The organism is Sulfitobacter sp. 1A13353, assembly GCF_043557255.1.
In the GTDB taxonomy this organism is placed as follows: domain Bacteria; phylum Pseudomonadota; class Alphaproteobacteria; order Rhodobacterales; family Rhodobacteraceae; genus Sulfitobacter; species Sulfitobacter faviae.
Window position 1 is genome coordinate 1 of the sequence record NZ_JBIFFS010000001.1, and the last position, 26296, is coordinate 26296.

Sequence of the window (26296 nt, forward strand, 5' to 3'; positions counted from 1 at the left end):
CCGTCTGGCGCCCCAGCGGTGCGTCTCAGCGCCGCCGGTAGAGGGGGTTCTAAGGTTACTGGGGCAAAGCCGCAAGCCGTTTTTTGAAGTTTTGTGCAGTTTTTGTGAAAGCCTTATAAAAGCCCTTCAAAACAGTGATTTATGGCATGCGAGACACTGCAGAGGTTAACCTAAACCCCCGTGATCTGCCGCCGTTATGTTAACGCCATCAGTTATCCACATGCCACAGCCCGGAATCGCGCGTTTCAGACGCGTGAATCACGACCTCTGTTGCCCCTTCCGAGTCGCCCATCCCCGCGGGCCTTTCTGCCAAAGGCCACTTAACGGCAGCCGATAGATCAAAAGCCCCGCGACAAGGCCGGCATAGACCAGCGGCTCTAGCTGAAACCCTTTCGCCAGCCATAGGAAATGTAGGGCTGCCAAGAGCGCTGCCACATAGGTCAGCCGGTGGAGCTTGCGCCAACGCGCCCCCAGCTTCCGCAGCGACCAATTGTTGGATGTGGCCGCCAGCGGCACAAGGCAGAGGAACCCCGCCATGCCGATGGTGATATAGGGCCGTTTGAGAATATCCGCCCAGATGCGCGACAGCCCCTGCACGTCGAGCAGCGCCCAGACCGCCAGATGCGCGAGCGCATAGACGAAGGTCATGACACCGATCGCCCGGCGAAAGCGCAGCAGGTTCACCCCAAATACCCGGCGCAGCGGGCTGATCGCCAGACCGGCGATCAGCAGGCGCAGCGCCCAGAGACCATAGAGGTGTTCGAGCCCCTTTACCGGATCGCGCCCCAGCCCGCCGGTGAGTCCTTGGTAAAAGAACCACGGGATGGTCAGGGCCAGCAGGAGATAGACTGCCCAGACCGGGGTGCGGCGGGCGGCCCGGTTCAGGGCATCGGTCAGGCGCGTCATGTTGCGGCCACGCCAGACTGAGGCGCTTGGACGAAAGGACGGGGCATATATATCGCGGCAGGCATCAGAAGTTCGCCGTCAGGTCCATGCCCTCGTAAAGCGACGCCACCTCTTCTTCGTAGCCGTTGAACATCAGCGTCGGCTGGCGCCGTGCGAAGAGCCCGCCGCCGATGAGGCGCTCATCGGCCTGCGACCAACGCGGATGGCTGACCTTGGGGTTCACATTGCTGTAGAAACCATATTCTCGCGGCGCAGCCTTGTTCCAACTGGTGGGCGGCTGCGTGTCGGTGAGCGTGATGCGCACCACGGATTTGATGGATTTATACCCGTATTTCCACGGCACGACCAACCGCAGCGGTGCGCCGTTCTGGTTCGGGATGTCCTTGCCATAGATGCCGGTGGCCATGATCGTCAGCGGGTGCATCGCCTCATCCAGCCGCAGCCCTTCGACATAGGGCCAGTCGAGCACGGGGAAACGCAGGCCCGGCATCTCTTCGGGGCGGTAGGCGGTCTCGAAGGCCACGTATTTCGCGCCGGATTGCACCCCGGCCATATTGAGCAGATCGGCCAGTTCGAACCCATTCCACGGCACCACCATCGACCACGCCTCGACACAGCGCAACCGGTAGATGCGCTCTTCGATGGTCATCGCCTTCATGATATCCTCGAAAGCGTAATCGCCCGGCTTGTCGACCATGCCCGCGATGGTCACGGTCCAAGGGGCGGTCGTCAGCCCGCCTGCGTATTTCGCGGGATCGTCCTTGCCCGTGCCGAACTCGTAGTAATTGTTGTATTGGGTGATGTCTTCATAGTCATTCGGGGTCAGCCCCTCTTGGGCCGCGGCGCCCTGCCCCAGCCCGGCAAGACCCAGCCCCGCCATCGCGCCGCCCATGATCTGCCGCCGGTTGAGGTATTGCGCCTCGTCGGTCACGTCACGGTCCGTCAGTCGATTGATCCAGCGATTGGCCATTTCAGCGCTCCCTACTATACTCATGCAAAGTTAGCGCCCGCCGGAAGCCATACCAAATCCTTTCGCCCGGATTTCAGCCAGCACACCGGAATGTCAGGCGCCGTTATTCAAAGGAGTGCCGCCATGATCCGTTTTCTTTTCGCCGCCGGTCTGATTTGGGCCAGCGCCGCCCAAGCGGATGAGATGGTCACCTATACCACCGACCAGAGCTTTGGTGATGTGACCTTCGGGGTGGAGAACGCGATCCTGAACCAAGGGCTCATCCCCGAGAACGTCAGCCATGTCGGTGAGATGCTCGACCGCACCCGCGCCGATGTCGGGTCGGACGTGGTGCTGTTCGAGGCCGCGGAGGTGTTCAGCTTTTGCTCGGCCGCGCTGTCGCGCAAGGTAATGGAGGCGGATGTGATGAACATCGGCTTTTGCCCCTACGACATATTCGTCATGCAACTGCCCGAGAGTGAAGAGGTGACCATCGGCTACCGCGCCTTTCCCGATGGCGCGATGCAAGAGGTGCAGAGCCTGCTCGACCAGATCGTGAAAGAGGCGATCGGGGAATAATGGGCGCCTTTCGCGGGCTTTAGTCCAAGCAAAAAGGCCGGGAAAACCCCGGCCTTTCTCAATGTTTTGGGCGTTTAATGCACCGTAGCATCATCCGGCTTGGGCCGGTTCGACGCGGCCACCTGATCGCCGATGATCAAGCCATCGGCCCCGGCGCGGACGGTGACAGTATCCCCATCCTTCACATCCCCGGCCAAGAGCATCTCAGCTAGCGGGTCCTGCACAGTACGCTGGATCACCCGCTTCAAAGGACGCGCCCCGAAGACCGGGTCATACCCCTCATCCGCCAGCCATTTTCGCGCGGCGTCGTCGAGATCGAGTGTGATCTTCCGCCCGGCAAGCCGCTTGAGCAGCCGCGCCATCTGGATATCGACGATCCCGTCCATATCCGCACGGCCCAGACGGTCAAAGATGATCGTCTCGTCCAGACGGTTCAGGAATTCGGGCCGGAAGTGCGCCCGGACCGCATCCATCACGTCACGCTTGGCCGCCGCCATATCGCCGCCCTCGGGCAGTTGGCTCAGCGCCTGCGCCCCGAGGTTGGAAGTCAGCACGATCAGCGTCTGTTTAAAGTCTACCGTGCGGCCCTGACCATCGGTCAGCACACCATCGTCGAGCACCTGCAAGAGCACGTTGAAGACATCGGGATGCGCCTTTTCGACCTCATCGAAGAGCACGACCTGATAGGGCCGACGCCGCACCGCTTCGGTCAGAACACCACCTTCGTCATAACCGACGTAGCCCGGAGGCGCGCCGATCAGACGGGCCACGGCATGTTTCTCCATGAACTCCGACATGTCGATGCGCACCATCGCATTGTCGTCGTCAAAGAGGAACTCGGCCACGGCCTTGGTCAGTTCGGTCTTGCCCACACCGGTCGGCCCGAGGAAGAGGAAGGAGCCCAGAGGCCGGTTCTCGTCGTTGAGCCCCGCACGCGCGCGGCGCACGGCATTGGCCACGGCCTTCACGGCGGCGTTCTGCCCGATCACGCGGTCATGCAACTGCTCTTCCATCCGCAGCAGCTTGTCGCGCTCACCTTCGAGCATCTTGCCCGCCGGGATGCCTGTCCAACGCTCGACGACGGAGGCGATCTGGTCCGGGCGCACGGCCTCTTCGACCATCATGTCATCCTCACGGCCTTCGGCGGTTTCAAGGTCGCGTTCCAACTGCGGGATCACGCCATAAGATAGCTCGCCCGCACGCGCGAGGTTGCCTTCGCGTTTCGCGATGTCGAGTTCGGCCCGCGCCTGGTCGAGCTTCTCCTTGATGTCACGCGCCCCGGCGAGCTTGTCACGCTCGGCCTGCCACTGCGCCGTCATCTCGGCGCTGCGGTCTTGCAGATCGCTGAGGTCTTTTTGCAAAGCCTCCAGCCGATCCTTGGACGCGGCATCGTCTTCCTTCTTCAGCGCCTCCGCCTCGATCTGAAGCTGCAGGATCTGACGGTCCAGCGCATCCAGTTCTTCAGGCTTGCTGTCGACCTCCATCCGCAGGCGGCTTGCCGCCTCGTCCATCAGGTCAATCGCCTTGTCGGGCAGGAAACGGTCGGTGATATAGCGATGGCTCAGCGTCGCCGCCGCGACCAGCGCGGTGTCGCTGATGCGCACGCCGTGGTGCAGCTCATACTTCTCTTTAATGCCGCGCAGGATCGAGACGGTGTCTTCCACCGTCGGCTCCTGCACGATCACCGGCTGGAACCGCCGCGCAAGTGCTGCGTCCTTCTCAACATATTTGCGGTACTCTTCGAGGGTGGTGGCACCGACACAGTGCAATTCCCCCCGCGCCAGCGCAGGCTTCAGCAAGTTCGACGCATCCATCGCGCCATCGGCCTTACCGGCACCGACCAGCGTGTGCATCTCGTCGATGAAGAGGATCACCTCGCCCGCGGCTTCGGTCACCTCGGTCAGCACGGCTTTCAAACGCTCTTCGAACTCACCACGGTATTTCGCGCCGGCGATCAGCGCCCCCATGTCGAGCGCGAGCAGACGCTTGTTGCGCAGGGATTCAGGCACGTCACCATGCACGATGCGCAGCGCCAATCCTTCGGCGATAGCGGTCTTACCGACGCCGGGCTCGCCGATCAGCACTGGGTTGTTCTTGGTGCGGCGGCTCAGCACCTGCATGGCGCGGCGGATCTCTTCGTCCCGGCCAATGATCGGGTCGATCTTGCCCTCTTCGGCCCGCGCGGTCAGGTCGAGGCTGTACTTCTCCAGCGCCTCATAGTTGTCTTCGGCAGTGGCGCTGTCGGCCTTGCGGCCCTTGCGCACATCATTGATGGCGGCATTAAGCCCTTGGGCGGTCACCTGCCCCGCTTCCAGCGCCGTCTTTGCGCCGGATTTCACCATGCAAAGCGCGGTCAGAATGCGCTCGACAGTGACGAAACTATCGCCTGCTTTCTTGGCAATCGCTTCGGCCTCGGCCAGCACCTTGGCGGTGGTGCCGTCCAGATAGACCTGCCCTGCATCGCCGGTGACTTTAGGGATCTTGCCAAGCGCCAGGTCAAGCGCCTGCACCACGCGCGCACCGTCGCCGCCCGACGCGGCGATCAGATTCCGCGCAAGTCCTTGGTCGTCGTCCAACAGTGCCTTGAGGACATGTTCCGGGGCCAACCGTTGGTGGCTTTCCCGTGTTGCAATGGTTTGCGCCGCCTGAATGAAGCCGCGCGATCTTTCCGTGAACTTGCTCAAGTCCATGGGTATCTCCTTTTCTACAAGCGCTCCAAAATGCCGCGCCCGATATGTGGCACGCGGCGGTCTGAGCCTCGGTATCAATTTGGGAAGCGGTGTTGCCGGTTCAAGACCATCCAGATGCAAAATACCGCCGAGAGCGGCGCCGCCAATAGGAAAAAATCAGCCAATAAGGCAAAAATACGGCAACTTTGAGACATAAAATACATCCCTATGTTACTGATATAAATACATTGTTAACCTTTATCCACAGAAGCTGTAACCATAATGAAACCATTTTGCCACCTCTCGCGTTTACCCAGCAGAGGAGAGCAGGACAAAGCAGCCTGCCAAGGTTCAGAAGAACGCAAGAGGTGAAACGATGCAGACGCGCCCGATCCAGTTGACAGATGTCACCTTTAATGCGGCCACTCAGTGTTTCGAAGCGCTGGTGACCGTCCAAGACGGGGAGCAGCTGCGCCGTTACGCCTGCGCCATTGATGCCCCGATCACCATGTCATACCACGATGCCGCCGACGGGCTGTCCCGTCAGGCGCTTCGTCGCCACGCACAAAAGCGTGGCCTGAGTTCCGAAGTTCTGCGCCACGTCCCCGCACAGCGGGCCGGACGCCGCAGCTTCGACCCACTGCGTTGGCTGGAAGAGGTCATGCACCTCCCCGGTCGCGACGCGGCTTGACCCCCTTCCGCGCGGCGCCTGCCTGCCGCGCGGCTGCCCGCGGACCTGCCGCCACCTCATCTGTCCCGATGTGGCGTTCCGCAAACCAGAGACCAGTGCCTGCCTGCTAAGTCTCTGATCACTTGGCCCGGACCCGCTCAGCGGCGTTCGGGCCTCTTTTTTGCGCCCTCCCCGCATGAATGATGGACTTGCCCCGCGCCGCGGCGTAGGTCAAAGCGGTTTGAAATTTGGCAGGAGCCCTCGCATGTCTGATGACCGTCTGATTGTCGCCCTTGATGTTCCCCATGCGGTCGCGGGGCTGGAACTGGCCGAAAAGCTCGGTGATGCCGTGGGCTTTTACAAAATCGGTCTGGGGATGCTGACCGGCGGCGGCTTGGCCTTGGCCAATGAGCTGAAGCAAGAGCATGGCAAGCGCATCTTCCTTGATATGAAACTTTTCGACATCGGCGCCACCGTCGAGGCGGCGGTGCGGGGCCTTGCGCAGTTCGATCTGGATTTCCTGACCGTCCACGGCGACCCGCATGTGGTGGCCGCGGCCAAACAGGGGGCCGCGGGCACCGATATGAAAATCCTCGCCGTCACCATCCTCACCTCACTGGACCGTGCCGATCTTGACGCCGCGCTCATCCAGCCGGGCGATCTGGGTGATCTGGTGCTGACCCGGGCGGGCCGGGCGCTGGACGCGGGCGCGGATGGGGTCATCGCCTCCCCCCAAGAAGCCGCCGCGATCCGCGCCCTGCCCGAAGCGGGCGGCAAACTGATCGTCACCCCCGGCGTGCGCCCCCAAGGGGCCGCATTGGGCGACCAGAAACGCGTCGCCACTCCGTGGCAGGCCATCACGGACGGGGCCGATCACATCGTGGTAGGCCGCCCGATCTGGCAGGCTGAAGACCCCGCCGCCGCCGCCCGCGCCGTGCTCCAAGAAATTTCCGAAGGTTAACAACGGGCTCGCCCCCGCCTGTAGCAAATCGACCACAGCGCGCTAACATGCGCGCGAGCGCTTTCATCAACGTTAGGCGAAAACGGCCCCATATGTTATGTTGAACCCAGGTGATACTCCCCGACGAACTGGTTCTTCCTGATGTTCGTCACCTCCCCCCGCTCACGCAGGCGGGGGGCCTTTATTTGCCCGAAACCTTCGTGTCCGCAAGATAGACCCGCAAGCGGTCCTGAAAGGCGGGCACCGCGCGGGGATGGTTGAGAAACTCCGCCACGGTCATCAAGCGCCAGCGCTGCCCCTCGTCGCCAAAAACGATCTGGGCCTCTGCCTCGGCAGGCAAGCGCGCGACGAAGAACCATTTGATCCGCCCGCCCTCGTCAAAGCTGCCTTCCCAGATCACGGCACCTTCAGGCACCACGATCCCCAATTCTTCGCGGCATTCACGCAACGCGCAGGCCAACGGGGTCTCATCCCCCTCGCGGCCCCCGCCGGGCAAATCCCAGTGATCGGCAAAGAGCAGCCCCGGCGTGTCATCGCGCAGGATCACGGCCAGCTTGTCCCCAAGGTAGAGCGCGAGCTTGGCGCCATCAAAGACCATGTTCAATCCCTCGCGATCTGGTTAGAATCGTCGCCCGAACCCTGCCCTCCCGGTGTACCCATGGCTACCCTCTGTCGCGATTGTCTGTCTGAAATCCCGCCGTCGCGGCGCTGTCCGCGCTGCGGCAGCCCGCGCGTGCTGTCCCACCCGGAACTCTTTGACCTCTCCATCGCCCATATGGATTGCGACGCCTTCTATGCTTCGGTCGAAAAACGCGACAATCCCGAACTCGCGGGCAAACCCGTCATCATCGGCGGGGGACGGCGCGGGGTCGTGTCGACCGCTTGCTATGTCGCGCGCATTCGCGGCGTGCGCTCGGCCATGCCGATGTTTCAGGCGCTCAAGCTCTGCCCCGAAGCGGTGATCATCAAGCCGCGGATGGAGGTCTATGTCGAAGCCTCCCGTGCGATCCGCGCCATGATGGAAGAGATGACCCCGGCCATCGAGCCGCTGTCGCTGGACGAAGCCTTTCTCGACATGACCGGCACCGCGCGGCTGCACGGCCAGCCCCCGGCGATGATGCTGGCGCGGCTGGTGCGGCGGATGAAAACCGAACTGGGGCTGACCGGCTCCATCGGGCTGAGCCACAACAAGTTTCTGGCCAAGGTCGCCTCGGACCTCGACAAGCCGCATGGGTTCTCTGTCATCGGCGCGGGGGAAACGGCGGACTTTCTGCGCGACAAACCCGTGGGCATGATCTGGGGCGTCGGTGCCGCCACCCAGACTGCACTGGAGAAGGCCGGCATCCGCAGCTTTTCCGATCTCCTGCGGTGGGAACAGACCGATCTCATCGCGCGCTTTGGCAGCATGGGGGACCGGCTGTGGCATCTGGCACGGGGCCAAGACACCCGCCGCGTCTCGCGCCACCGCCCGGTGAAGTCGATCAGTAATGAAACGACATTCTCCGACGATACGGGCGACGCGGAGATTCTGGACGGCCATATCTGGCGTTTGGCGGAAAAGGTGGCGGACCGCGCCAAGGCGAAAGAGATGGCGGGCCGGGTGGTGACGCTCAAGCTCAAACGCGCCGATCATACCGTGCTGTCGCGCCGCCTCTCGCTGCATGATCCGACCCAATTGGCCGACCGGATTTACCGCACCGCCCGCGCGCTTTTTGATCAGGTCGACCACCAAAGCGCGTACCGGCTCATCGGCGTGGGCCTATCCGATCTTTCGGGTGCGGAAGGGGCGGATATGGCGGGCGATCTGCTCGACCCCGGTGCAGCACAACGCAGCCGCGCGGAACGCGCCGCCGATAGCATCCGTAGCCGTTTTGGTGAAAAAGCCATCGTCAAAGGCCGCGCGCTGCGCTGAGCCTACTCCGCGGCAAGCGGAAGCCGCTCCTGCCCGATCTGCGCCACCTCGGCCACGACGCGTTGCAACGCCGCCTGTACCGCCTCGAAAGCGCCATTGGGGCGAATCAACCGCTCGTTCATGTAAAGCGCGCGGTCGATTTCCACCTGCACCGCATGCTGCCCCCGGGACGGGCGGCCATAGGCTTGGGTGATATAGGCCCCCGCGAAGGGCGAATTGCGCGTCACCACGAACCCCGCGTCGACGAAGGCCGCTTCGATCCGGTCGACCACCTCGCCCCCCGCTGCCGCGCCAAAACGATCCCCCAGCACGACATCGGGCCGCCGCATCCCACCGCGCGCCACGCCGTCCATCGCCTCATGCGGCATGGAATGGCAATCGACCAGCACCGCTTGGCCATGGCGGCGATGCGCCCCGCTCAGCAACTCCTGCAATTTCGCGTGATAGGGCCGCCAGTAGCTGTCGATTCGCAACTGCGCCTCTTCTTGGGTCAGTTTGCCGCGATAAATCGCCCGGCCATTGGCCACCACGCGGGGAATCACCCCCAGCCCCGAGGCCACGCGCGGGTTATGCCCCTGCCGCGGAATGCCTTCGATGACCGACGGATCCAACTCCTCCGGCGCGCGATTGAGGTCGATATAGGCCCGCGGGGCCCCGGCTTTGATAAAAGAAGCGCCATGCAGCGGTGCGCAGTCGAACAAGAGATCAACAAAGGCATCTTCGGACGAACGGATCGCATGTTCGTCCAAAACCGACCGCCGCAGGAAAGACGCCGCATAATCCCGCCCCGAATGGGGCGATGCAAAAACCACGCAAGAGCGGTTTCGGTCCGGATGCAGTACTTCGTAAGCGGTCATCGGCATAATAAATTCCTCTAAGTCGAACATAGCGTGTTTATTCCGCGCCAAAAGCCCTTGATCCCGCCGCCGACTCCTTTTATAGGACCCCAACGGCGCGAAATTTCGCGCCCCATTTAGTTTTGGGGCCGATACGGAAACGCTGAAAAGTGGGTGATTAGCTCAGCGGTAGAGCACTTCGTTGACATCGAAGGGGTCACTGGTTCGATCCCAGTATCGCCCACCATTTATTCATCGACCCGCCCTTGGCGGGTTGCCCGCAACCCAGGCGCTGGCCCGCGCCACGACATGAGGAGACGACCATGAAGGTTCGCAATTCGCTCCGCTCGCTCAAGAATCGGCATCGCGATTGCCGTGTTGTGCGTCGCAAAGGCCGCGTTTACGTCATCAACAAGACGCAGCGCCGGTTCAAAGCCCGTCAGGGCTGAGCTTCGCAGCTATTCGATTTAAAGGCCGCTCCTTCGGGGGCGGCTTTTTTCGTTGCGCCTATCTGCTTGCAACCCCGGCGCAAAACCCCACCTTCAAGGCAGGCTTGAATAACAAGGAAGACCATCATGTCGGACACCCCCGAATATACGCCCCCCAAGGTTTGGAAATGGGAATCAGAGAGCGGCGGCAAATTCGCCAGCACCAACCGGCCCATCGCTGGTGCGACCCATGACAAGGAACTGCCCGTTGGAGAGCATCCCTTTCAGCTTTACTCCCTCGCCACGCCCAACGGGGTCAAAGTCACGGTGATGTTCGAAGAGCTGCTGGCGGCGGGCCACAAAGCGGCGGAATATGACGCGTGGTTGATCGATATTTCCGAGGGCGATCAGTTCGGCTCCGGCTTTGTCGAGGTGAACCCTAATTCGAAAATCCCCGCGCTGCTGGACCGTTCCGGCGACACGCCGCAGCGGGTCTTCGAATCGGGGGCGATCCTGCTCTATCTCGCCGAGAAGTTCGGCGCCTTCCTGCCCCAAGACCCCGCCCGCCGGACCGAAGCGCTCTCGTGGCTCTTCTGGCAGATGGGCAGCGCGCCCTACCTCGGCGGTGGTTTTGGCCATTTCTATGCCTATGCGCCCGAGAAGTTCGAATACCCCATCAACCGTTTCGCGATGGAGACCAAGCGCCAGCTTGACGTGATGGACAAACATCTGGCCGAGCACGAATATTTCGCCGATGAATACTCCATCGCCGATATGGCGATCTGGAGCTGGTATGGGCAGTTGGTTCTCGGCAGGCTCTACTCCGCGGCGGAATTCCTCGATGTGACCTCTTACAAGAACGTGATGCGTTGGGCCGAGGCGATTGACGCGCGCCCTGCCGTGACGCGGGGCCGGATGGTCAACCGCGCCTTCGGCGATGACCTGTCGATGCAATTGCACGAGCGTCACGACGCCAGCGATTTCGACACCAAGACCCAAGACAAGATCGGCAGCAAAGACTGACCACGCAGCCCCCCGGCCCGGCTTGGCCGGGGGCTTTCCGACCAAATCTCTCGGAATTGGTTGCAGGAAGGGGTGAAATCTGTTTCTTACTGTTTCAGTCAAGTTATCCCAATGGAACAGGACCCTGATATGACCTTCTGCAAAACATCGACTGCCGCCGCCGCGCTGATGGCGCTGGCCCTTCCTGCGCTGGCCGATGGCGAGTTGAACCTCTACTCTTCGCGTCACTACGACACCGATGAGCGGCTCTACTCCGACTTTACCGAAGCGACCGGCATCACCATCAACCGCATCGAAGGCAAGGCCGACGAACTGCTGGCCCGTATGGAAGCCGAAGGCGCGAACTCCCCCGCCGACGTCCTGCTGACCGTGGACACAAGCCGCCTGAAGCGCGCCAAGGACTTGGGCCTGCTGCAAGCTGTTGAGAGCGAGACGCTGGAAGAGCGCATCCCCTCGAACCTGCAAGACGACGACAACCAGTGGTTCGGCCTGTCGCAGCGTGCGCGGATCATCTTCTTCAACAAAGAGACGATGGACAACCCGCCCGAGACCTACATGGACCTCGCCGATCCGGCGTACAAAGGTCAGGTCTGCATCCGGTCCTCGACCAACACCTACAACCAGACCCTGCTGGCCTCCATCGTGACCCATGAGGGCGAAGAAGCCGCGACCGAATGGGCGCAGGGCGTGGTCGACAACATGGCGCGCGCCCCGCAGGGCGGTGACACCGACCAGCTGCGCGGCATCGTTTCCGGTGAGTGCGACATCGCGGTCTCCAACAGCTACTATTTCGCCCGTGCGATCCGCACCGATGTCGATGGCGTGAGCGCCGATATCGGCAAGATCGGCGTGATCTGGCCGGATCAGGAAGGCAACGGCGCGCATATGAACCTCTCGGGCGGCGGTGTGGCCAAGAACGCGCCGAACCGTGAGAACGCGGTGAAATTCCTTGAGTATCTCGCCTCGGATCAGGCGCAGGTCTACTTCTCGGCGGGCAACGACGAATTCCCCACCGTGGAAGGCGTGGAACTGGCCGACAGCGTGAAACAGCTGGGTGAGTTCAAGGCCGACGACGTGAACCTGTCGGACGTGGCCGAGAACATCGGCACCGCGCAGAAGATCTTCAACACGGTCGGCTGGGAATAATCAGCACGGCAATCGCGCAGGAGGCGGGCTTTCGGGCCCGCCTTTTTTTGTTGCGCTGCGCTGCCCGCATCTAGCGCCCCGCCCGTGGGAACCACGGGCATCGCCCTCCCTCCCCCCGGAGGGCGATTTTGCAACGCTGGCCCATGACGCAGCGCCTGCGCCCTTGGCAATGACAATGCAGAAAGCAGGCCGATCATCGCCCCCCAGGGAGGGCGCTGCCCTCATCGCCAGACGGCCCGGAATCAAGCCGCAGGCGCCGGGCCATCGCCTGCCCGTCCCGTCACGCCAAAGGCGTGCCGATCAATAACGGCGCACCTCTGGTGCGACGGGGGGGCGATTTGGTGAGGCTGGGTGGAAGTCATCTAAGTCACACCAAGGCGGCACCATAAATTGGCACGAAGGCACGTTAGGATCGCCACCCCACGGGAAGGCGCTGGCCCTCGAAATCTACCGCTGACGCCCCACCTGTCGGCAGATCAGGATCACCGGCAACAGCCCCATTGCCACGATCACCAAGCTCGGCACCGCCGCCCCATTGAGCCGCTCGTCGCTCGCCAACCGATACGCCTGCACGGCCAAAGTGTCATAGTTGAACGGCCGCATGATCAGCGTCGCGGGCAATTCCTTCATCACGTCGACGAAGACGATCAGCAGCGCGGTCAGCAGGCTCGGCGCGAGGATCGGCAGATGCACCCGGCGCAAAGTACCCAGGGGCGTCTGCCCCAGCGAGCGCGCAGCGGCGTCCATATTAGCATGCACCATGGACTGCCCGCCCTCGTAGGCGCCAAGCGCCGCGGCCAGAAAACGCACCAGATAGGCCAGCACCAACAACCAGATCGACCCGGTGATCAGAAGCCCGGTGGAAATGTCGAAGGTCTCGCGCATCCAAGCGTCAAGCGCGTTGTCGAAGGCCGCGAAAGGCACCAGCAGCCCCACCGCGATCACCCCGCCCGGCACCGCGTAGCCAAGCCGCGCCACATAGGCCGCACCCTGCGAGACCCGTCCCGGGCGCAGCCGCCGGTAGAACCCCACGCTGATCGCCGCCAGCACCGTCAGCACCGCCGCGACCCCCGCAAGCGTCACCGAATTGCGCATGAAACCGAGGTAGCGCGGGCTGAACAGGCTCTGCTCACTGTCGAGCCCCATGGTCACGAGGATCACCACCGGCAACACCGCCCCGAAGAGCACCGGCACCCCGCAAAGCACGATCGCCGCCGCGGCCTGCCAGCCCTTCAACTCGGCCGGCGGCGCGGACTGGGTCCGGCGCGCGGGGTCGTGATACTTGGCCTTGCCACGCTGTGCGCGCTCCAGCATCGCCAGCAGCAGGGCGAAACTCAGCAGGCAGAGCGCCAGTTGCGCCGCCGCGGCGCGGTCGAACATCGAAAACCAGCTGGTGTAGATGCCGGTGGCGAAGGTCTGCACGCCGAAATAGGCCACGGTGCCGAAATCGGCGATGGTCTCCATCACCGCCAGCAGCACGCCGCCCGCAATCGCGGGTCGGGCCAGCGGCAGGCTGACCTTGAAAAACGCGGCCCATGCGCTGGAGCCGAGCGCGCGGGCGGCCAGAAAGGTCGTCCCGCTCTGCTGCAGAAAGGCGGCGCGCGCCAGCAGATAAACATAGGGATAGAGCACCAGCACCAGCATCGCCGCCGCCCCGCCGAGCGAGCGGATCTCGGGGAACCAGTAGTCGCGCGGCCCCCAGCCGGTGACGTCGCGCAGCACGGTCTGCACGATGCCGGGATGGTCCAGCACATGGGTATAGGCATAGGCCAGCACATAGGCCGGGAAGGCCAGCGGCAGCACCAGCGCGATTTCGAGAAGTTTCGCCCCCGGAAAACGCGTCATCGTGACCAGCCACGCGGCCCCCACACCGATGGCGAAGGTGCCCAGAGAGACCAGCAGCACCAAGAGCAATGTCGTGACCGTGTAGCGCCCCAGCACCGTGTCGATCAGGTGCTGCACCGTCTCCGTCCCGCCGCTGAGGGCGGCGATCAGCACCGCCAGCATCGGCAGCGCACAGAAGACGGCCACGGTCAGGGCGACGGCCGACAGGGCGCGCAGCCCGTCGCGGGCGCGGCGCAGATGGGGCGTCTCGGTGGAGGCGGCGTTCAGCGTCATGCGCCCTATTTCGACGATTTCACTCGGAAATGCCAGAGGGCGCGACGCCGCGCCTCAATCGTAGCTGCGGGTATCCTCGATCACCAGCCCGTCGCGCGGCAGGCTGCCGGGGGCAACCAGTTCGACACGCCCCTTGAGCTTGAGCAGATCGGCCACGGATTGGGCATAGGCGTCCTTGTCCTCTCCGGCGGTCTCGATCTGCACCGTCATGACATCGGCCTCGCCTTCCCGGCTGGCGATGACGCGGGCCTTCTCGATCTCGTCGTGCTGGGCGACCAATGCGGCGACCTGCTCGGGCCGGACGAACATGCCCTTGATCTTGGTGGTCTGGTCGGCGCGGCCCATCCAGCCCTTGATGCGCATATTCGTGCGTCCACAGGGGCTTTCACCCTCCAGCACGGCGCTGAGATCGCCAGTGGCGAAGCGGATGAGCGGGTAGTCGGGGTTGAGCGTGGTGACCACGACCTCGCCGACCTCGCCCGGGGCCACCGGGATTCCGGTGCCGGGGGTGACGATCTCGACGATGACCTGCTCGTCGACGATAAGCCCCTCCATCGCGGGGCTTTCATAGGCGATATTGCCCAGATCCGCCGTGGCATAGGATTGCAGGCAGGTGATGCCGCGCTCCTGATAAAAGGCGCGCAGGCTCGGGAACAGCGCCCCGCCGCCGACCGCCGCCTTGGTGATGTTCAGCTTCACCCCCATGGCATCGGCCTTCTCAAGAATCACCTTCAGGTAATCCGGCGTGCCGGCATAGGCGGTGGAGCCCACGTCGCGCGCCGCGGTGACCTGAAGCTCGGTCTGGCCGGTCCCGGCAGGCAGCACGGTGGCCCCCACGGCGCGCGCGCCGCTTTCGAAGATCATGCCCGCGGGAGTCAGGTGGTAGCCAAAGCAATTGTGCACCACGTCGCCCGCGCCGATCCCGGCAGCATGCAGGAACCGCCCCATTCGCCACCAGTCGGGATCGTTGCTCGACGGCTCATAAATCGGGCCGGGGGATTGGAAGACATGGGAGAAGTCATGCACCGGCTTGGTGGTGAAGCCACCGAAGGGCGGCTGGCCGGCCTGCGCCTTGCCGAGCTCAGACTTTCGCAGCACCGGCAGGTCGGCGAGCGCCTCGGCCGAGGTGATCTGCGTGGCATCCACATCCTTCAGCGTGTCGCCATAGCCCGGCAAACCCTGCGCGCGGGCGATCTGCTGCGGCAAGGCCTGCGCCAGATCGGCCGCCCGTTGGTCGGCACTGCGGGTTTCCAGATCGTCGAAATGGGGCTTGGTCAGCATCCCTGTCACTTTCCTGCTATAGCATCACTGGAGAGGGCATAGGCCCGCTCTGGTCTTCTCTTGGGTCTTTCCTTCGGGGCCGGGCGAAGCCGGCTTAGCTGAGCCAGCGCTTGCGGCGGCGGTAGCTGCGCACGTCGCGGAAGCTCTTGCGGCCTTCGTCGGACATGCCGAGGTAGAATTCCTTCACGTCCTGGTTCTCGCGCAGGTCCTTGGCGGGACCGTCCATCACCACGCGCCCCGATTCGAGGATGTAGCCGTAATGCGCGAAACGCAGGGCCACGTTGGTGTTCTGCTCGGCCAGAAGGAAGGTCACCCCCTCCTGTTCGTTCACCGATTTCACGATCTCGAAGATCTGCTCCACCAGCTGCGGGGCCAGACCCATCGACGGCTCGTCCAGAAGGATCGTCTCGGGGCGGGACATGAGCGCGCGGCCGATGGCGCACATCTGCTGCTCGCCGCCCGAGGTATAGCCCGCCTGAGATCGGCGGCGCTCCTTCAGACGGGGGAAATAATTATAGACCATCTCAAGGTCCTGCTGGATCGCGGCATTGCCGTCGCTGCGCGTGTAGGCGCCAGTGAGCAGGTTTTCCTCGATGGTGAGGTGTTCAAAACAGTGCCGGCCTTCCATGACCTGCACGACCCCCTGTTTCACGATCTCGGCGGGGTCTTGATGCTGGATCGCGCCGCCGCGGTACTTGATCGAGCCCTTGGTGACCTCGCCACGTTCCGAGGCCAGCAGACCCGAGATCGCCTTGAGCGTCGTCGTCTTGCCCGCGCCATTGCCGCCCAGAAGCGCGGTGATGCCGCCCTTGGGCACGTTCAGGCTGACGCCCTTCAGCACGAGGATGACGTGGTTGTAGATCACCTCGATATTGTTGACCTCGAGCAGGTTGTCGACTGCGACGTCATTGGTGTTGGCGGCATCCAGCATGGGCATGACCTTTCTTGGGGTTCGAAGGTGTCCCCGGCCACCCGCAAGGTGGCCGGGAGCAGGGTTCTTAGCAGTTGCCCTCGATGGCGTTTTCCTCGGCATAGGCCGAGCTGTCGGCATCGATCAGCGGCTGGATCACGTCCTGATCCGACTGCATGAAGTCCGAGACGAGGTTCCACTCCTTGGCCTCGGCATCCCACTGCGTCACGGCCACGAAACCTTCGCCGCCGTGGTTCTCGCAAGAGACGCTGAACTCGGGGCCGAAGTCCGGCAGGCCAAGCGCCGCCATCTTCTCTTCGGTGATCTCAAGCTGCTCCATACCGTCGCGCATCTGGCCGCTGGTGATGTCGGTCACGCCGTGGATTTCCTGCGCGGTGCGCGCGGCCTCGGCCACCAGCATCGCGGCGTAGATGCCACGGTTGTACAGAACGGAGCCGACCTGATCGCCTGCGCCCGCGGCTTTGCCCGCGTCGACAACGTATTCCTGAAGGTCGTCATAGAGCGGGTAATCGGAACCGACGTTGTGGAAGGTCAGCGCCTTGTAGCCATCGGCCTTGGCGCCCGCGGCCAGCACGTCGTTCTCGGAGCCGGACCACCAGATGCCGATGAACTTGTCCATCGGAAAGCGGATGTTGGCGGCTTCCTGAACGGCAACTTGGTTCATCACGCCCCAGCCGTACATGATCACATAGTCGGGCTTGTCACGGCGGATTTGCAGCCACTGTGATTTCTGCTCCTGACCGGGGTGGTCAACGGGCACTTCCTTCAGCTCGAAACCATGTTTCTTGCTCAGTTCCTGCAGGGTGCGGATCGGCTCCTTGCCATAGGCGGAGTTGTGATAGACCAGCGCGATCTTCTTGCCCTCAAGGCTGCCGCCCTCCTGCTCCATGATGTGCTTTACCGCGACCGAAGCGCCATCCCAATAGTTGGCCGGGAAGTTGAAGACATGGCTGAAGACATTGCCGTTCTTGGCCGAGGTACGGCCCAAACCGGAGGTCAGCATCGAGATGTCATCGGCGGTGACCTTGGGGATCAACTGGTAGGTGATGCCGGTCGAGAGCGGCTGGTACACCAACGCGCCTTCACCCTTGGTGGATTCGTAGCATTCCACGCCCTTCTCGGTGTTATAGGCGGTCTCGCATTCCGGGACGCGGATAGGCTCGCCACCGATGCCGCCGTCACGCTCATTGAGCAGGGTGAAGTAATCGGCATAGCCGTCGGCGAAGGGGATGCCGCCCGCGGCATAGGGCCCGGTGCGATAGCTCAGCGACGGAAAGACAAGGTCCGCCATCACGGGGCTTGCGGCCATCAGGCCAGCTACGGCCAGTGTTCCCAGTTTGTATTTCATCGGTGTTTCCTCCCTTGGATTGTCCGACTTGGGTGTTTGGGCCGGGTTTCCTCCCTCCGGCCTCGCTTTTCATGGCTCCCGCTTAGTGCGGGAAGGGCCACAATCTCAATTTCTCCTTGGCCACGCGCCACAGCTGCGCCAGCCCGTGCGGCTCTGCGATCAGGAAGACCACGATCAGCCCGCCCACGATCACCAACTGCAGGTGCGCCACGATATCCGTGGGCCAGCCCAGCCAGTCCACGCCGACGATCTTGAGCAAGACAGGCAACAGTACAAGGAACGCCGCCCCGGCGAAGCTGCCAAAGATGCTGCCCAAGCCGCCGATGATGATCATGAAGAGCACGAGGAACGATTTGTTGATACCAAAGGCTTCGCCCACTTCGACCGCGCCCAGATAGATCGAGAAGAAGAGCGCGCCGGAGATGCCGATGAAGAAGGAGCTGACCGCGAAGGCCGTGAGCTTGGCGCGCAGCGGGTTCACCCCGATGATCTCGGCGGCGATGTCCATGTCGCGGATCGCCATCCACTTACGGCCCACCGAGCCGCGCGTCAGGTTGCGCGCCACCAGCGCCGAGCCCACGGTGAAGATCAGGCAGAACATGTAGGTCGCCCAGGCTTCGGTATTGGGGCCGGTGATCAGGATGCCGAAGGTGTCCCGCTCGGGCGCGCTGATTTGGCCGGAGGCGGAGTAGTTGTAGAACCACGGCACCCGGTTGAAGAGCCACACGAGGAAGAACTGCGCCGCCAGCGTCGCCACGGCGAGGTAAAAGCCCTTGATCCGCAAGCTCGGCAGACCGAAGAGCGCGCCCACAGCGGCGGTGATGCCGCCCGCCAGCAGGATGTGGATGAACATGCTGACCTCGGGCATGGCCGTCATCAGCTTGTAACAGGCGTAAGCCCCCACCGCCATGAAGCCCCCGGTGCCAAGGCTCACCTGCCCGCAATAACCCACGAGGATGTTCAGCCCGATCGCCGCGATGGCGTAGATCAGGAAGGGCAGGAACAGCGAGTTCACCCAGTAGTCGTTGACCACGAAGGGCACGACGAAGACCGCGATGAACAGCACCAGATAGTAGCGGTACCGGTCGAACCGGATCGGGAAGGTCTGCTGGTCCTGGGCGTAGGATGTGTTGAAATCGCCCGCTTCACGATAGAACATTAGACTGCTTTCCCTTCTGCGGTAGTCATTTGCACTGCGCTTGCCTGCAATGCCGTGCCATAGGGTGCGCGCGCGCCGCGCACCAAGCCGTTATCAACCCGGGGCTTCGCCCTTTGAACAGGCGAAACTGTCCCCCGGACAGTTTCCGGGTAGCCTGTATCAAACCCGTTCAATGATCTTCTCCCCGAAGAGGCCCTGCGGGCGGAAGACAAGAAAGACCAGCGCCAGCATGTAAGCGAACCAGTTCTCGGTCGCGCCGCCAAGGAAGGGGGCGCCGATCAGGAACTCGAAGAGCTTCTCGCCCACGCCGATGATCAGACCGCCGACGATGGCGCCGGGGATCGAGGTGAAGCCGCCCAGCATCAGCACCGGCAGCGCCTTCAGCGCGATGAGCGAGAGCGAGAACTGCACCCCCGACTTGGCACCCCACATGATCCCCGCGACCAGCGCCACGAAACCCGCGAGCGACCAGACGAGGATCCAGATGAAGTTCAGCGAGACACCGACCGAAAGCGCGGCCTGATGGTCATCCGCCACGGCACGCATGGCGCGGCCTTGTTTGGTGTATTGCGCAAACATCACCAGCCCGATCACGAGCACCGCCGCGACGATGGAGGCCACGATATCGAGGTTGTCGATGAAAAAGCCGTAGCCGGTGGCGTTATAGGTGAATTCGTCGATCCAGACGTTAATGCCCTGCGGCAGGCCGACGTCGAGCGTCTTGATCTCGGACCCCCACATCAGGTCGCCGACCCCTTCGAGGAAATAGGCCAGACCGATGGTCGCCATGAAAAGGATGATCGGCTCCTGCCCCACGAGGTAGCGGAAGACGAAGCGCTGCACGCAATAGGCCAGCACGATCATCACGACCATGGTCAGCACGATGGCAAGGAACGCCGGAATGTGCCAGCCGAAGTGATGCACCTCGGTGCCAAGGATCGCGTTGATCAGATGGCCGAAAGGCACCTGCCCTTCCATGATCCCCACCAGCGTCAGCGCGGCAAAAAGCGCCATGACGCCTTGCGCGTAGTTGAAGATGCCCGAAGCCTTGTAGATCAGCACGAAGCCAAGCGCCACGAGCGCATAGAGCACCCCGGCCATCAGCCCGTTGAGAAAGACCTCGATCGTAAACGCCAGTTGCTCAGGCATCATTGGCCCTCCCCAAAGTCAGAACGGCAGTGTCGTTGCGGGTGATCGTGCAGCGCTCAGTCATGGGCCACCCCCAGATAGGCGTCGATCACCTCTTGGTTGTTGCGCACCTCGTCGGGCGAGCCGTCGCCGATCTTGCGGCCGTAATCCATCACGACCACGCGGTCGGACAGATCCATGACCACGCCCATGTCGTGTTCGATCAGCGCGATGGTGGTGCCGAACTCGTCGTTCACGTCGAGGATGAAGCGGCTCATGTCCTCTTTCTCTTCGACGTTCATGCCCGCCATCGGCTCGTCCAGCAGCAGGATCGTCGGCTCGGCCGCCAAGGCGCGGGCCAATTCAACGCGTTTCTTCAAACCGTAAGGCAGACGCGCCACGGGCGTCTTGCGGATCGCCTGAATTTCCAGAAAGTCGATGACCTTCTCGGCGATCTCGCGGTTCTCAATCTCTTCACGCTCCGCTGCGCCTTTCCAGAAGGATTGCGCCAGCATCCCGGTTTTCATCTGCGTCAGACGCCCCGTCATCACGTTGTCGAGCACCGACATGCCTTCGAAAAGCGCGATGTTCTGGAAGGTCCGGGCGATGCCCTGCTGGGCCACCTGATAGGGTTTCATCGGGGGCCGCTTGGCGCCCTTGTACCAGACCTCCCCCTCCTGCGGGACATAGAAGCCGCTGATCACGTTCAGCATCGAGGACTTGCCCGCCCCGTTCGGCCCGATGATCGCGCGGATCTCGCCCTCGCGGATGTCGAAGGAAATATCCTTGATCGCCTCCACACCGCCGAAGCGCAGGGTGATGTTCTTCATCTCCATCACCGTCGGGCCGATGGTGCGGCCGTCGTTGGTGACATAGCTGTCAGCCTGATCTTTCACGCTGTCCCTTTCCATAGTTCCCGCCTGCCCGGCACTGACGCTTGCCGCGCTCATTCCGCTGCCATCCGGCGGCTGACCGGCTGCACCGCGGCGTCGCGGATTTCGAGCGTCGCTTTGATCGAGCCCTTGCGCCCGTCCTCGTAGGTCACTTCGGTCTCGGTGCTGACCTTGTCGGACCCGTCATAGAGTGCGGCGATGATATCGGCGTATTTCTCCTCGATGATCTTGCGGCGCACCTTGCGGGTGCGGGTCAGCTCGCCATCGTCGGCGTCGAGTTCCTTGTGCAGCACGACAAAGCGGTGCACCTGACAGCCCGAAAGCATCTCGTCCTCGGCGACCGAGCGGTTCACCTCCTCCACGTGGGCTTGGATCGTGTCCATCACCTGCGGATGCCGGGCCAGTTCCTGATAGGAGGCGTAGCCGATATTATTGCGCTCGGCCCAGTTGCCCACCGCCGTCAGGTCGATGTTGATGAAGGCGGTGCATTCGGTGCGCTGGTTGCCAAAGACCACGGCCTCAAGGATGTTGGGGAAGAACTTGAGCTTGTTCTCCACGTATTTCGGCGCGAAGAGGCTGCCGTCGGCCATCTGGCCCACGTCCTTGGCGCGGTCGATGATGCGCAGATGGCCCGAGCTTTCCTCGATGAAACCCGCGTCGCCGGTGGCGACCCAGCCTTCCGGGTCCTTGGTGTCGGCGGTGCTTTCGGGGTTCTTGTAGTATTCCACGAAGACACCCGGCGAGCGGTAGAAGACCTCGCCATTGTCGGCGATCTTCAACTCCACGCCCGGGCAGGTGACGCCCACGGTATCGCTGCGCACCTCGCCATCGGGCTGCGCGGTGATGAAGACCGTCGCCTCGGTCTGGCCGTAGAGCTGCTTCAGGTTGATGCCGAGCGAGCGGTAGAAATCGAAGATTTCAGGCCCAATCGCCTCACCGGCGGTATAGCCCACGCGCACGCGGCTAAAGCCGAGGGTGTTCTTCAGCGGGCCATAGATCATCAACTCGCCCAACGCGTATTTCGCGCGGTCCCAAGCGGACACTTTTTTGCCGTCCAGAATGGCGGGGCCGACCTTGCGGGCATGGGCCATGAAAGTGTCAAAAAGCCATTTCTTGAACCGGCTCGCGTCCTCCATGCGGATCATGACGGAGGTCAGCTGCGTCTCGAAGACACGCGGCGGGGCGAAGTAATAGGTCGGCCCGATCTCGCGCAAGTCGACATGCATCGTGTCGGCGCTTTCGGGGCAATTGGTGCAGAAACCGGTCCAGAGCGCTTGGCCGACGGAGAAGATGAAATCCCCCACCCATGCCATCGGCAGATAGGCAAGAATCTCGTCATTGCGCTTGAGGTCGTCGAACTCCGACGACGACTTCGCCGTCTCGATCACGTTGCGGTTGCTCAGCACCACGCCCTTGGGCTTGCCGGTGGTGCCCGAGGTATAGAGCATCACGCCGGTGGAATCGTAATCCAGCTTGGCCTGACGCGCCTCCAACTCGGCGATATGTTTCTCGCGGTTGGCGCGGCCCATCTCCTGCACGGCGGTATATTGGTCGAGCTTGGAATGGTCGTATTTGCGAAGGCCACGCGGGTCGAGGTAGATCATCCGCTCGAAGTCGGGCAGCTGGTCCTGCACCTCGATGATCTTGTCGACCTGCTCCTGATCGCCCACCACGGCAAGACGCGCGCCGCAATGGCCCATGACATAGGCCATCTCTTCGGCATTGGCGTCCTGATAGAGCGGCACCGGCACGGCCCCGGCCATCTGCGCGGCCATCATCGCCCAGTAGAGATAGGGACGGTTCCGCCCAATGATGGCGACGAAATCGCCCTCGTTCAGCCCCAGTTCCAGAAACCCGAGGGCCAGCGCCTCGACCTCGTCGCGGGTCTGCGACCAGGTCCAGCTTTGCCAGATCCCGTATTCCTTCTCCCGGTAAGCGGGGGCGTTTGCGAATTCACTTGCGTTGCGGTGCAACAGCGCCGGCACGGACTGAGGTCCGTCGGCACGCGTCAGCGGCTTGGCCAAATTGTCTTCCTCCCATGCCCGCCCTCCCCGGCGGGTTCGATCGCTTGTGCGATTCTATGATCCCACAAGTGACGTTCTCTTTTTTGTGGAGGTCAACTTTTTCCTGATCTTTTCCGAATTCTAACGAATTGTTACAGCGCCCCCGCGGCCCATTTTCCGCTAGTCGATCCCGTTGGCGCGCTGCACTTCGCGCACATAGGTCACGATTGATTTCACCTCTGCCGGGGTAATCCCTTCGACCGGGGGCATATTGCCGAAAGACCAGTGATGCTGGCGCACGCCATTGGTGGCCGCGACCATGAATGATGCATCGCCGTGATGGCTGGGCTCATAGATCTTATGGATCAGCGGCGGACCACCCCCCTCGCGCCCGGCGGCGTTGACCCCGTGGCAGGCGGCGCATTGCGCCTCGAACGCCCGCGCGCCGATCTGCGCGGGGCCACTCAGGCTCTCCGGCACGGTGACCCTTACCATGGCCGCGCCGCTGGCAGCGGGGGCCGGGGCGTCTTCGGCCTGCCACCAGATATATCCGCCTGCCAAGACCAGTGCCGCCGCTGCGCCTGCTCCGATTTTCTTGTTCATGCTCTGCCTTTCCGGTTTCCATTCGGCGCGCTTCTCGGGGCCTCCAGCGCAAGAAGGTCAAGCGCGATTTACGCGCGGCTCTTTGCCTTTCGTCCGCGCGGTGCTAGCCCTATGCGAAAGGATGCCGATGCAGATCACCGACGACCAAACCAAAGCGCTGACCAATGCCGGTCTGAACCTGATCGCTCAGGCGCTGACCATCTATGACAGCGACCTTCGGCTCGCGGTCTGCAACGCCCCGTTTCAATCCATGTTCGACCTGCCGGACCGGCTGGTGACCCCCGGCGCGCCCTTTGAGGATACGATCCGCCATCTGGCTGGCACCGGCGAATATGGCGAGGTGGGGAATGTCGACGCCTTCGTGGCCGAACGGGTGGAACAGGCCCGCGCCTTCGTGCCGCATTACATGGAGCGGACCCGCTCGAACGGGCGCACCATCAGTGTCGAAGGCTCGCCCCTGCCACAGGGCGGCTGGGTCACCGTCTATACCGACATCACCAACACCAAGCGGCAAGAGGCGCTGTTGCGCGCACGTTCAGACGCGCTGAGCGATCAACTGCTGTCCCATGCCGAACAACTGGCCGCCACGAACCGCCAGTTGGAGGCGACGATTACCGCGCTGGAGGAAGCCAAGCGACAGGTCACCGAAAGCGAGGCCCGCACCCGGCTCACGACCGAGATGATGCCCGCCCATATCGCCCATGTCGACGCGAGCGGACATTACATCTACTCCAACCGCCGCCTTAGCAGCGTGATGCCGGGGCGGCCCAGCAACATCTACGGGCTGCATATCAGTGACGCGCTTGGGGCGGCGGCCTATGCGCGGATCAAGCCCGCGCTGACCCAAGCCTATGCGGGCAGCCCGGCGGTAATCGAATTCACCCATGATGAATCCGCCCGCCGCATTCGCGGTGCCTTTACCCCCGATGGGCGCGGCGGGGTCTATATCCTGTCGATGGACATCACCGAAGAGACCCAGACCCGCGTCGCCCTGCAACAGACGCTGAAACGCGAGTTGGCCTCGCGGATGATCTCTGGGCTGGCGCATGACTTCTCGAACCTTTTGACGATCATCCTCGGCATGCAATCGAAACTGGCCCGGCTGCCCGACATGCCGCCACAAGCGGGCGAATTGGTCGAAGGCACCTTGGCCGCCGCACGGCGGGGCGGCACGCTGCTGAGCTCCATCGCCGATGTGACCGAACCCCGCGCCCTGCGCCCCGTGGCCACCGACCCCGCCGCTTTGCTGAGTGAGCTTTCTACCCTCGCCGCCCCCACCCTGCCGCCGAAATGCGCGCTGATGGTGCGCAATGACGTGCCCGAAGGCGCGGTGCTGCTCGACAAAGGTCGGGTGCAGGATGCGCTGTTGAACCTCATCCTCAATGCCCGCGACGCCTGCGGCGCGCGGGGCACCATCACGCTGACCCAACGGCTGGTGCATGACACTTGGATCGAATGGGTGATCCACGACACCGGGCCGGGCTTTTCGCCCTCTGCTCTAGAGCGTGGGGTCGAGCCGTTTTTCACCACCAAGGGCAGCGAGGGATCGGGGCTGGGCCTGTCGATGGTCTACGACATGACCAAATCCTCGGGCGGCGATCTGCGGCTGAGCAATGCGCCCGAGGGCGGCGCGCAGATCAGCCTGCGCCTGCCCTACCGTGCCGCCGTGCCCGCCACCACCGGGCTGGTGCTGCTGGTCGAGGACACCACCGATATCCGCGCCGTGGTGCGCGACATGCTGATGGATCAGGGCCATTCGGTGATTGAGGCGACCAGCGCGGATGAGGCCACCGCCCTCATCGCCGATCTGCCCGATATCGCGCTGGTCCTGTCGGACATCCAGCTTTCGGGCGAGGGCACCGGGATCGACCTTGCCCGCCGCGTCGGCAGCAGCCTACCACTTTTGCTGATGACCTCCCTGCCCCCCGATCACCCGCTTTTCGTCGAGGCGCAGACCCTCGCGCCGGTGCTGCGCAAACCCTTTGAAAAAGACGATCTGCAAGCCTTGATCGCCCCACTGAAAGCCACCGCCCCATGAGCCGTGATACCGCCCCCCGCCCGCTGGTCACCATCCTCGACGACGAACCGGAGATCCGGCAGATGCTGTCGGACACGTTGCAGGAAGCGGGCTTTGACACGCTCAGCTTTGGCCGTGCGCGGGCCTTTGAGGCCGCATTGGCGAGCCATACGCCCGATGTCTGCCTTGTCGATCTGTCGCTGCCCGACACCGACGGGCTGACGCTGGTGCATCGTCTGGCGCTTGAGCAGGGCGCCATCGTGATCATCATCTCGGGCCGCGCGCAGGTGCAGGACCGGGTCACGGGGCTGGAGTTGGGGGCCGACGACTACATCATCAAACCCTTCGACCCGGCTGAGGTCGTGGCCCGCATCCGTGCCCGCCTGCGCAGCGCCAAGCCGACGCCGCAGGCCGGCACCACGGCGCGGTTCAACGGCTGGACCGCGCATTTCGACCGTTATGTGCTACAGGACGCCTCGGGCGCCGAGGTGACCTTTTCTCATGCCGAGGGCGAGGTGCTGCGGCTCTTCCTCGACGCGCCGAAACGCCTGATCAGCCGCGCGCAAATGCAAGAAAGCCTCGGCGGCGTCGCCTCGGAAAGCTTCGACCGGGCGATGGACGTGCGCATCTCGCGGCTGCGCACGAAGCTTGGCGAAGACCCGAAGAACCCGCAGTTGATCAAGACGATCTACGGCGCGGGCTATATCTTCCTCGGCGATGTGGACTGGGACTAACG

Annotated in this window: 23 protein-coding genes and 1 tRNA gene; 10 read left to right on the plus strand and 14 right to left on the minus strand. The window is 63.1% G+C overall.

Going from position 1 to position 26296, the window contains the following annotated elements:
* Positions 1–258: 258 nt before the first annotated feature.
* Positions 259–906, minus strand: coding sequence for a protein-methionine-sulfoxide reductase heme-binding subunit MsrQ (gene msrQ, locus ACGYLO_RS00005; protein WP_271688908.1), 648 nt, complete (start codon positions 904–906; stop codon positions 259–261).
* Positions 907–970: 64 nt separating this feature from the next.
* Complete coding sequence (msrP, locus tag ACGYLO_RS00010; RefSeq protein WP_271688907.1) at positions 971–1876, minus strand: protein-methionine-sulfoxide reductase catalytic subunit MsrP; 906 nt, start codon at positions 1874–1876, stop codon at positions 971–973.
* 123 nt (positions 1877–1999) lie between these two features.
* Here msrP and ACGYLO_RS00015 point away from each other — a divergent pair, with 123 nt between their 5' ends.
* Positions 2000–2434 (plus strand): DUF302 domain-containing protein, encoded by a 435-nt coding sequence (locus tag ACGYLO_RS00015; protein WP_271688905.1) that lies wholly within the window; start codon positions 2000–2002, stop codon positions 2432–2434.
* A gap of 74 nt (positions 2435–2508) precedes the next feature.
* Here the strand turns inward: ACGYLO_RS00015 and clpB are convergent, their stop codons facing one another.
* Positions 2509–5124: an ATP-dependent chaperone ClpB gene (gene clpB, locus ACGYLO_RS00020; protein ID WP_271688904.1), complete on the minus strand. Its 2616-nt coding sequence runs from the start codon at positions 5122–5124 to the stop codon at positions 2509–2511.
* Between the two features lie 355 nt (positions 5125–5479).
* Here clpB and ACGYLO_RS00025 point away from each other — a divergent pair, with 355 nt between their 5' ends.
* Both ACGYLO_RS00025 and pyrF read left to right on the plus strand, forming a co-directional pair.
* Complete coding sequence (locus tag ACGYLO_RS00025; RefSeq protein ID WP_394376334.1) at positions 5480–5794, plus strand: orotidine 5-phosphate decarboxylase; 315 nt, start codon at positions 5480–5482, stop codon at positions 5792–5794.
* Positions 5795–6038: 244 nt separating this feature from the next.
* Positions 6039–6734 carry an orotidine-5'-phosphate decarboxylase gene (gene pyrF, locus ACGYLO_RS00030; protein ID WP_271688903.1) on the plus strand — a complete coding sequence of 232 codons (696 nt, stop codon included), beginning with the start codon at positions 6039–6041 and terminating at the stop codon, positions 6732–6734.
* 181 nt (positions 6735–6915) lie between these two features.
* On the opposite strand, the gene ACGYLO_RS00035 is transcribed toward pyrF, so the two are convergent.
* Positions 6916–7332, minus strand: coding sequence for an NUDIX hydrolase (locus tag ACGYLO_RS00035; protein WP_271688902.1), 417 nt, complete (start codon positions 7330–7332; stop codon positions 6916–6918).
* 60 nt (positions 7333–7392) lie between these two features.
* Here ACGYLO_RS00035 and ACGYLO_RS00040 point away from each other — a divergent pair, with 60 nt between their 5' ends.
* Positions 7393–8646: a DNA polymerase IV gene (locus ACGYLO_RS00040; RefSeq protein ID WP_271688901.1), complete on the plus strand. Its 1254-nt coding sequence runs from the start codon at positions 7393–7395 to the stop codon at positions 8644–8646.
* A gap of 2 nt (positions 8647–8648) precedes the next feature.
* Here the strand turns inward: ACGYLO_RS00040 and ACGYLO_RS00045 are convergent, their stop codons facing one another.
* A complete protein-coding gene (locus ACGYLO_RS00045; RefSeq protein WP_209218410.1) occupies positions 8649–9509 on the minus strand; it encodes an N-formylglutamate amidohydrolase in 861 nt (286 codons plus the stop codon).
* A 145-nt stretch (positions 9510–9654) separates the two neighbouring features.
* On the opposite strand from ACGYLO_RS00045, the gene ACGYLO_RS00050 reads away from it, so the two are divergent.
* The 4 genes from ACGYLO_RS00050 (at position 9655) to ACGYLO_RS00065 (ending at position 12079) form a co-directional block, all read left to right on the plus strand.
* A tRNA-Val gene (locus ACGYLO_RS00050) sits at positions 9655–9729 on the plus strand.
* Between the two features lie 76 nt (positions 9730–9805).
* Positions 9806–9931 (plus strand): type B 50S ribosomal protein L36, encoded by a 126-nt coding sequence (gene ykgO / locus ACGYLO_RS00055; RefSeq protein WP_005850168.1) that lies wholly within the window; start codon positions 9806–9808, stop codon positions 9929–9931.
* A gap of 126 nt (positions 9932–10057) precedes the next feature.
* Positions 10058–10933 carry a glutathione-dependent disulfide-bond oxidoreductase gene (gene yghU, locus ACGYLO_RS00060; protein WP_271688899.1) on the plus strand — a complete coding sequence of 292 codons (876 nt, stop codon included), beginning with the start codon at positions 10058–10060 and terminating at the stop codon, positions 10931–10933.
* A 129-nt stretch (positions 10934–11062) separates the two neighbouring features.
* Positions 11063–12079 carry a Fe(3+) ABC transporter substrate-binding protein gene (locus ACGYLO_RS00065; protein WP_271688898.1) on the plus strand — a complete coding sequence of 339 codons (1017 nt, stop codon included), beginning with the start codon at positions 11063–11065 and terminating at the stop codon, positions 12077–12079.
* A 447-nt stretch (positions 12080–12526) separates the two neighbouring features.
* Here the strand turns inward: ACGYLO_RS00065 and ACGYLO_RS00070 are convergent, their stop codons facing one another.
* From ACGYLO_RS00070 to ACGYLO_RS00110, 9 genes are all read right to left on the minus strand, one after another.
* Positions 12527–14086, minus strand: a complete 1560-nt coding sequence (locus ACGYLO_RS00070) for an ABC transporter permease (protein WP_394374328.1) — start codon at positions 14084–14086, stop codon at positions 12527–12529.
* 165 nt (positions 14087–14251) lie between these two features.
* Complete coding sequence (locus ACGYLO_RS00075; RefSeq protein ID WP_271688896.1) at positions 14252–15478, minus strand: phenylacetate--CoA ligase family protein; 1227 nt, start codon at positions 15476–15478, stop codon at positions 14252–14254.
* Between the two features lie 94 nt (positions 15479–15572).
* A complete protein-coding gene (locus ACGYLO_RS00080) occupies positions 15573–16409 on the minus strand; it encodes an ABC transporter ATP-binding protein (RefSeq protein ID WP_067267747.1) in 837 nt (278 codons plus the stop codon).
* Between the two features lie 67 nt (positions 16410–16476).
* Positions 16477–17757 carry an ABC transporter substrate-binding protein gene (locus ACGYLO_RS00085; protein ID WP_271688895.1) on the minus strand — a complete coding sequence of 427 codons (1281 nt, stop codon included), beginning with the start codon at positions 17755–17757 and terminating at the stop codon, positions 16477–16479.
* An 82-nt stretch (positions 17758–17839) separates the two neighbouring features.
* A complete protein-coding gene (locus tag ACGYLO_RS00090; protein WP_067267750.1) occupies positions 17840–18916 on the minus strand; it encodes a branched-chain amino acid ABC transporter permease in 1077 nt (358 codons plus the stop codon).
* A 159-nt stretch (positions 18917–19075) separates the two neighbouring features.
* Positions 19076–20065, minus strand: a complete 990-nt coding sequence (locus ACGYLO_RS00095) for a branched-chain amino acid ABC transporter permease (RefSeq protein WP_271688894.1) — start codon at positions 20063–20065, stop codon at positions 19076–19078.
* A gap of 56 nt (positions 20066–20121) precedes the next feature.
* Positions 20122–20940, minus strand: a complete 819-nt coding sequence (locus ACGYLO_RS00100) for an ABC transporter ATP-binding protein (protein ID WP_271689917.1) — start codon at positions 20938–20940, stop codon at positions 20122–20124.
* A 50-nt stretch (positions 20941–20990) separates the two neighbouring features.
* On the minus strand, positions 20991–22961 hold the full coding sequence (locus ACGYLO_RS00105; RefSeq protein WP_271688893.1) for an AMP-binding protein: 1971 nt from the start codon (positions 22959–22961) through the stop codon (positions 20991–20993).
* Between the two features lie 159 nt (positions 22962–23120).
* The gene (locus ACGYLO_RS00110; RefSeq protein WP_271688892.1) at positions 23121–23543 is read right to left on the minus strand and encodes a cytochrome c; all 423 of its coding nucleotides are present in this window, start codon (positions 23541–23543) and stop codon (positions 23121–23123) included.
* A gap of 127 nt (positions 23544–23670) precedes the next feature.
* On the opposite strand from ACGYLO_RS00110, the gene ACGYLO_RS00115 reads away from it, so the two are divergent.
* Together ACGYLO_RS00115 and ACGYLO_RS00120 are read left to right on the plus strand one after the other, a co-directional pair.
* Positions 23671–25581 carry a PAS-domain containing protein gene (locus ACGYLO_RS00115; protein WP_271688891.1) on the plus strand — a complete coding sequence of 637 codons (1911 nt, stop codon included), beginning with the start codon at positions 23671–23673 and terminating at the stop codon, positions 25579–25581.
* On the plus strand, positions 25578–26294 hold the full coding sequence (locus ACGYLO_RS00120; protein ID WP_271688890.1) for a response regulator transcription factor: 717 nt from the start codon (positions 25578–25580) through the stop codon (positions 26292–26294). The genes ACGYLO_RS00115 and ACGYLO_RS00120 overlap by 4 nt, the downstream gene beginning before the upstream one ends.
* Positions 26295–26296 lie beyond the last annotated feature (2 nt).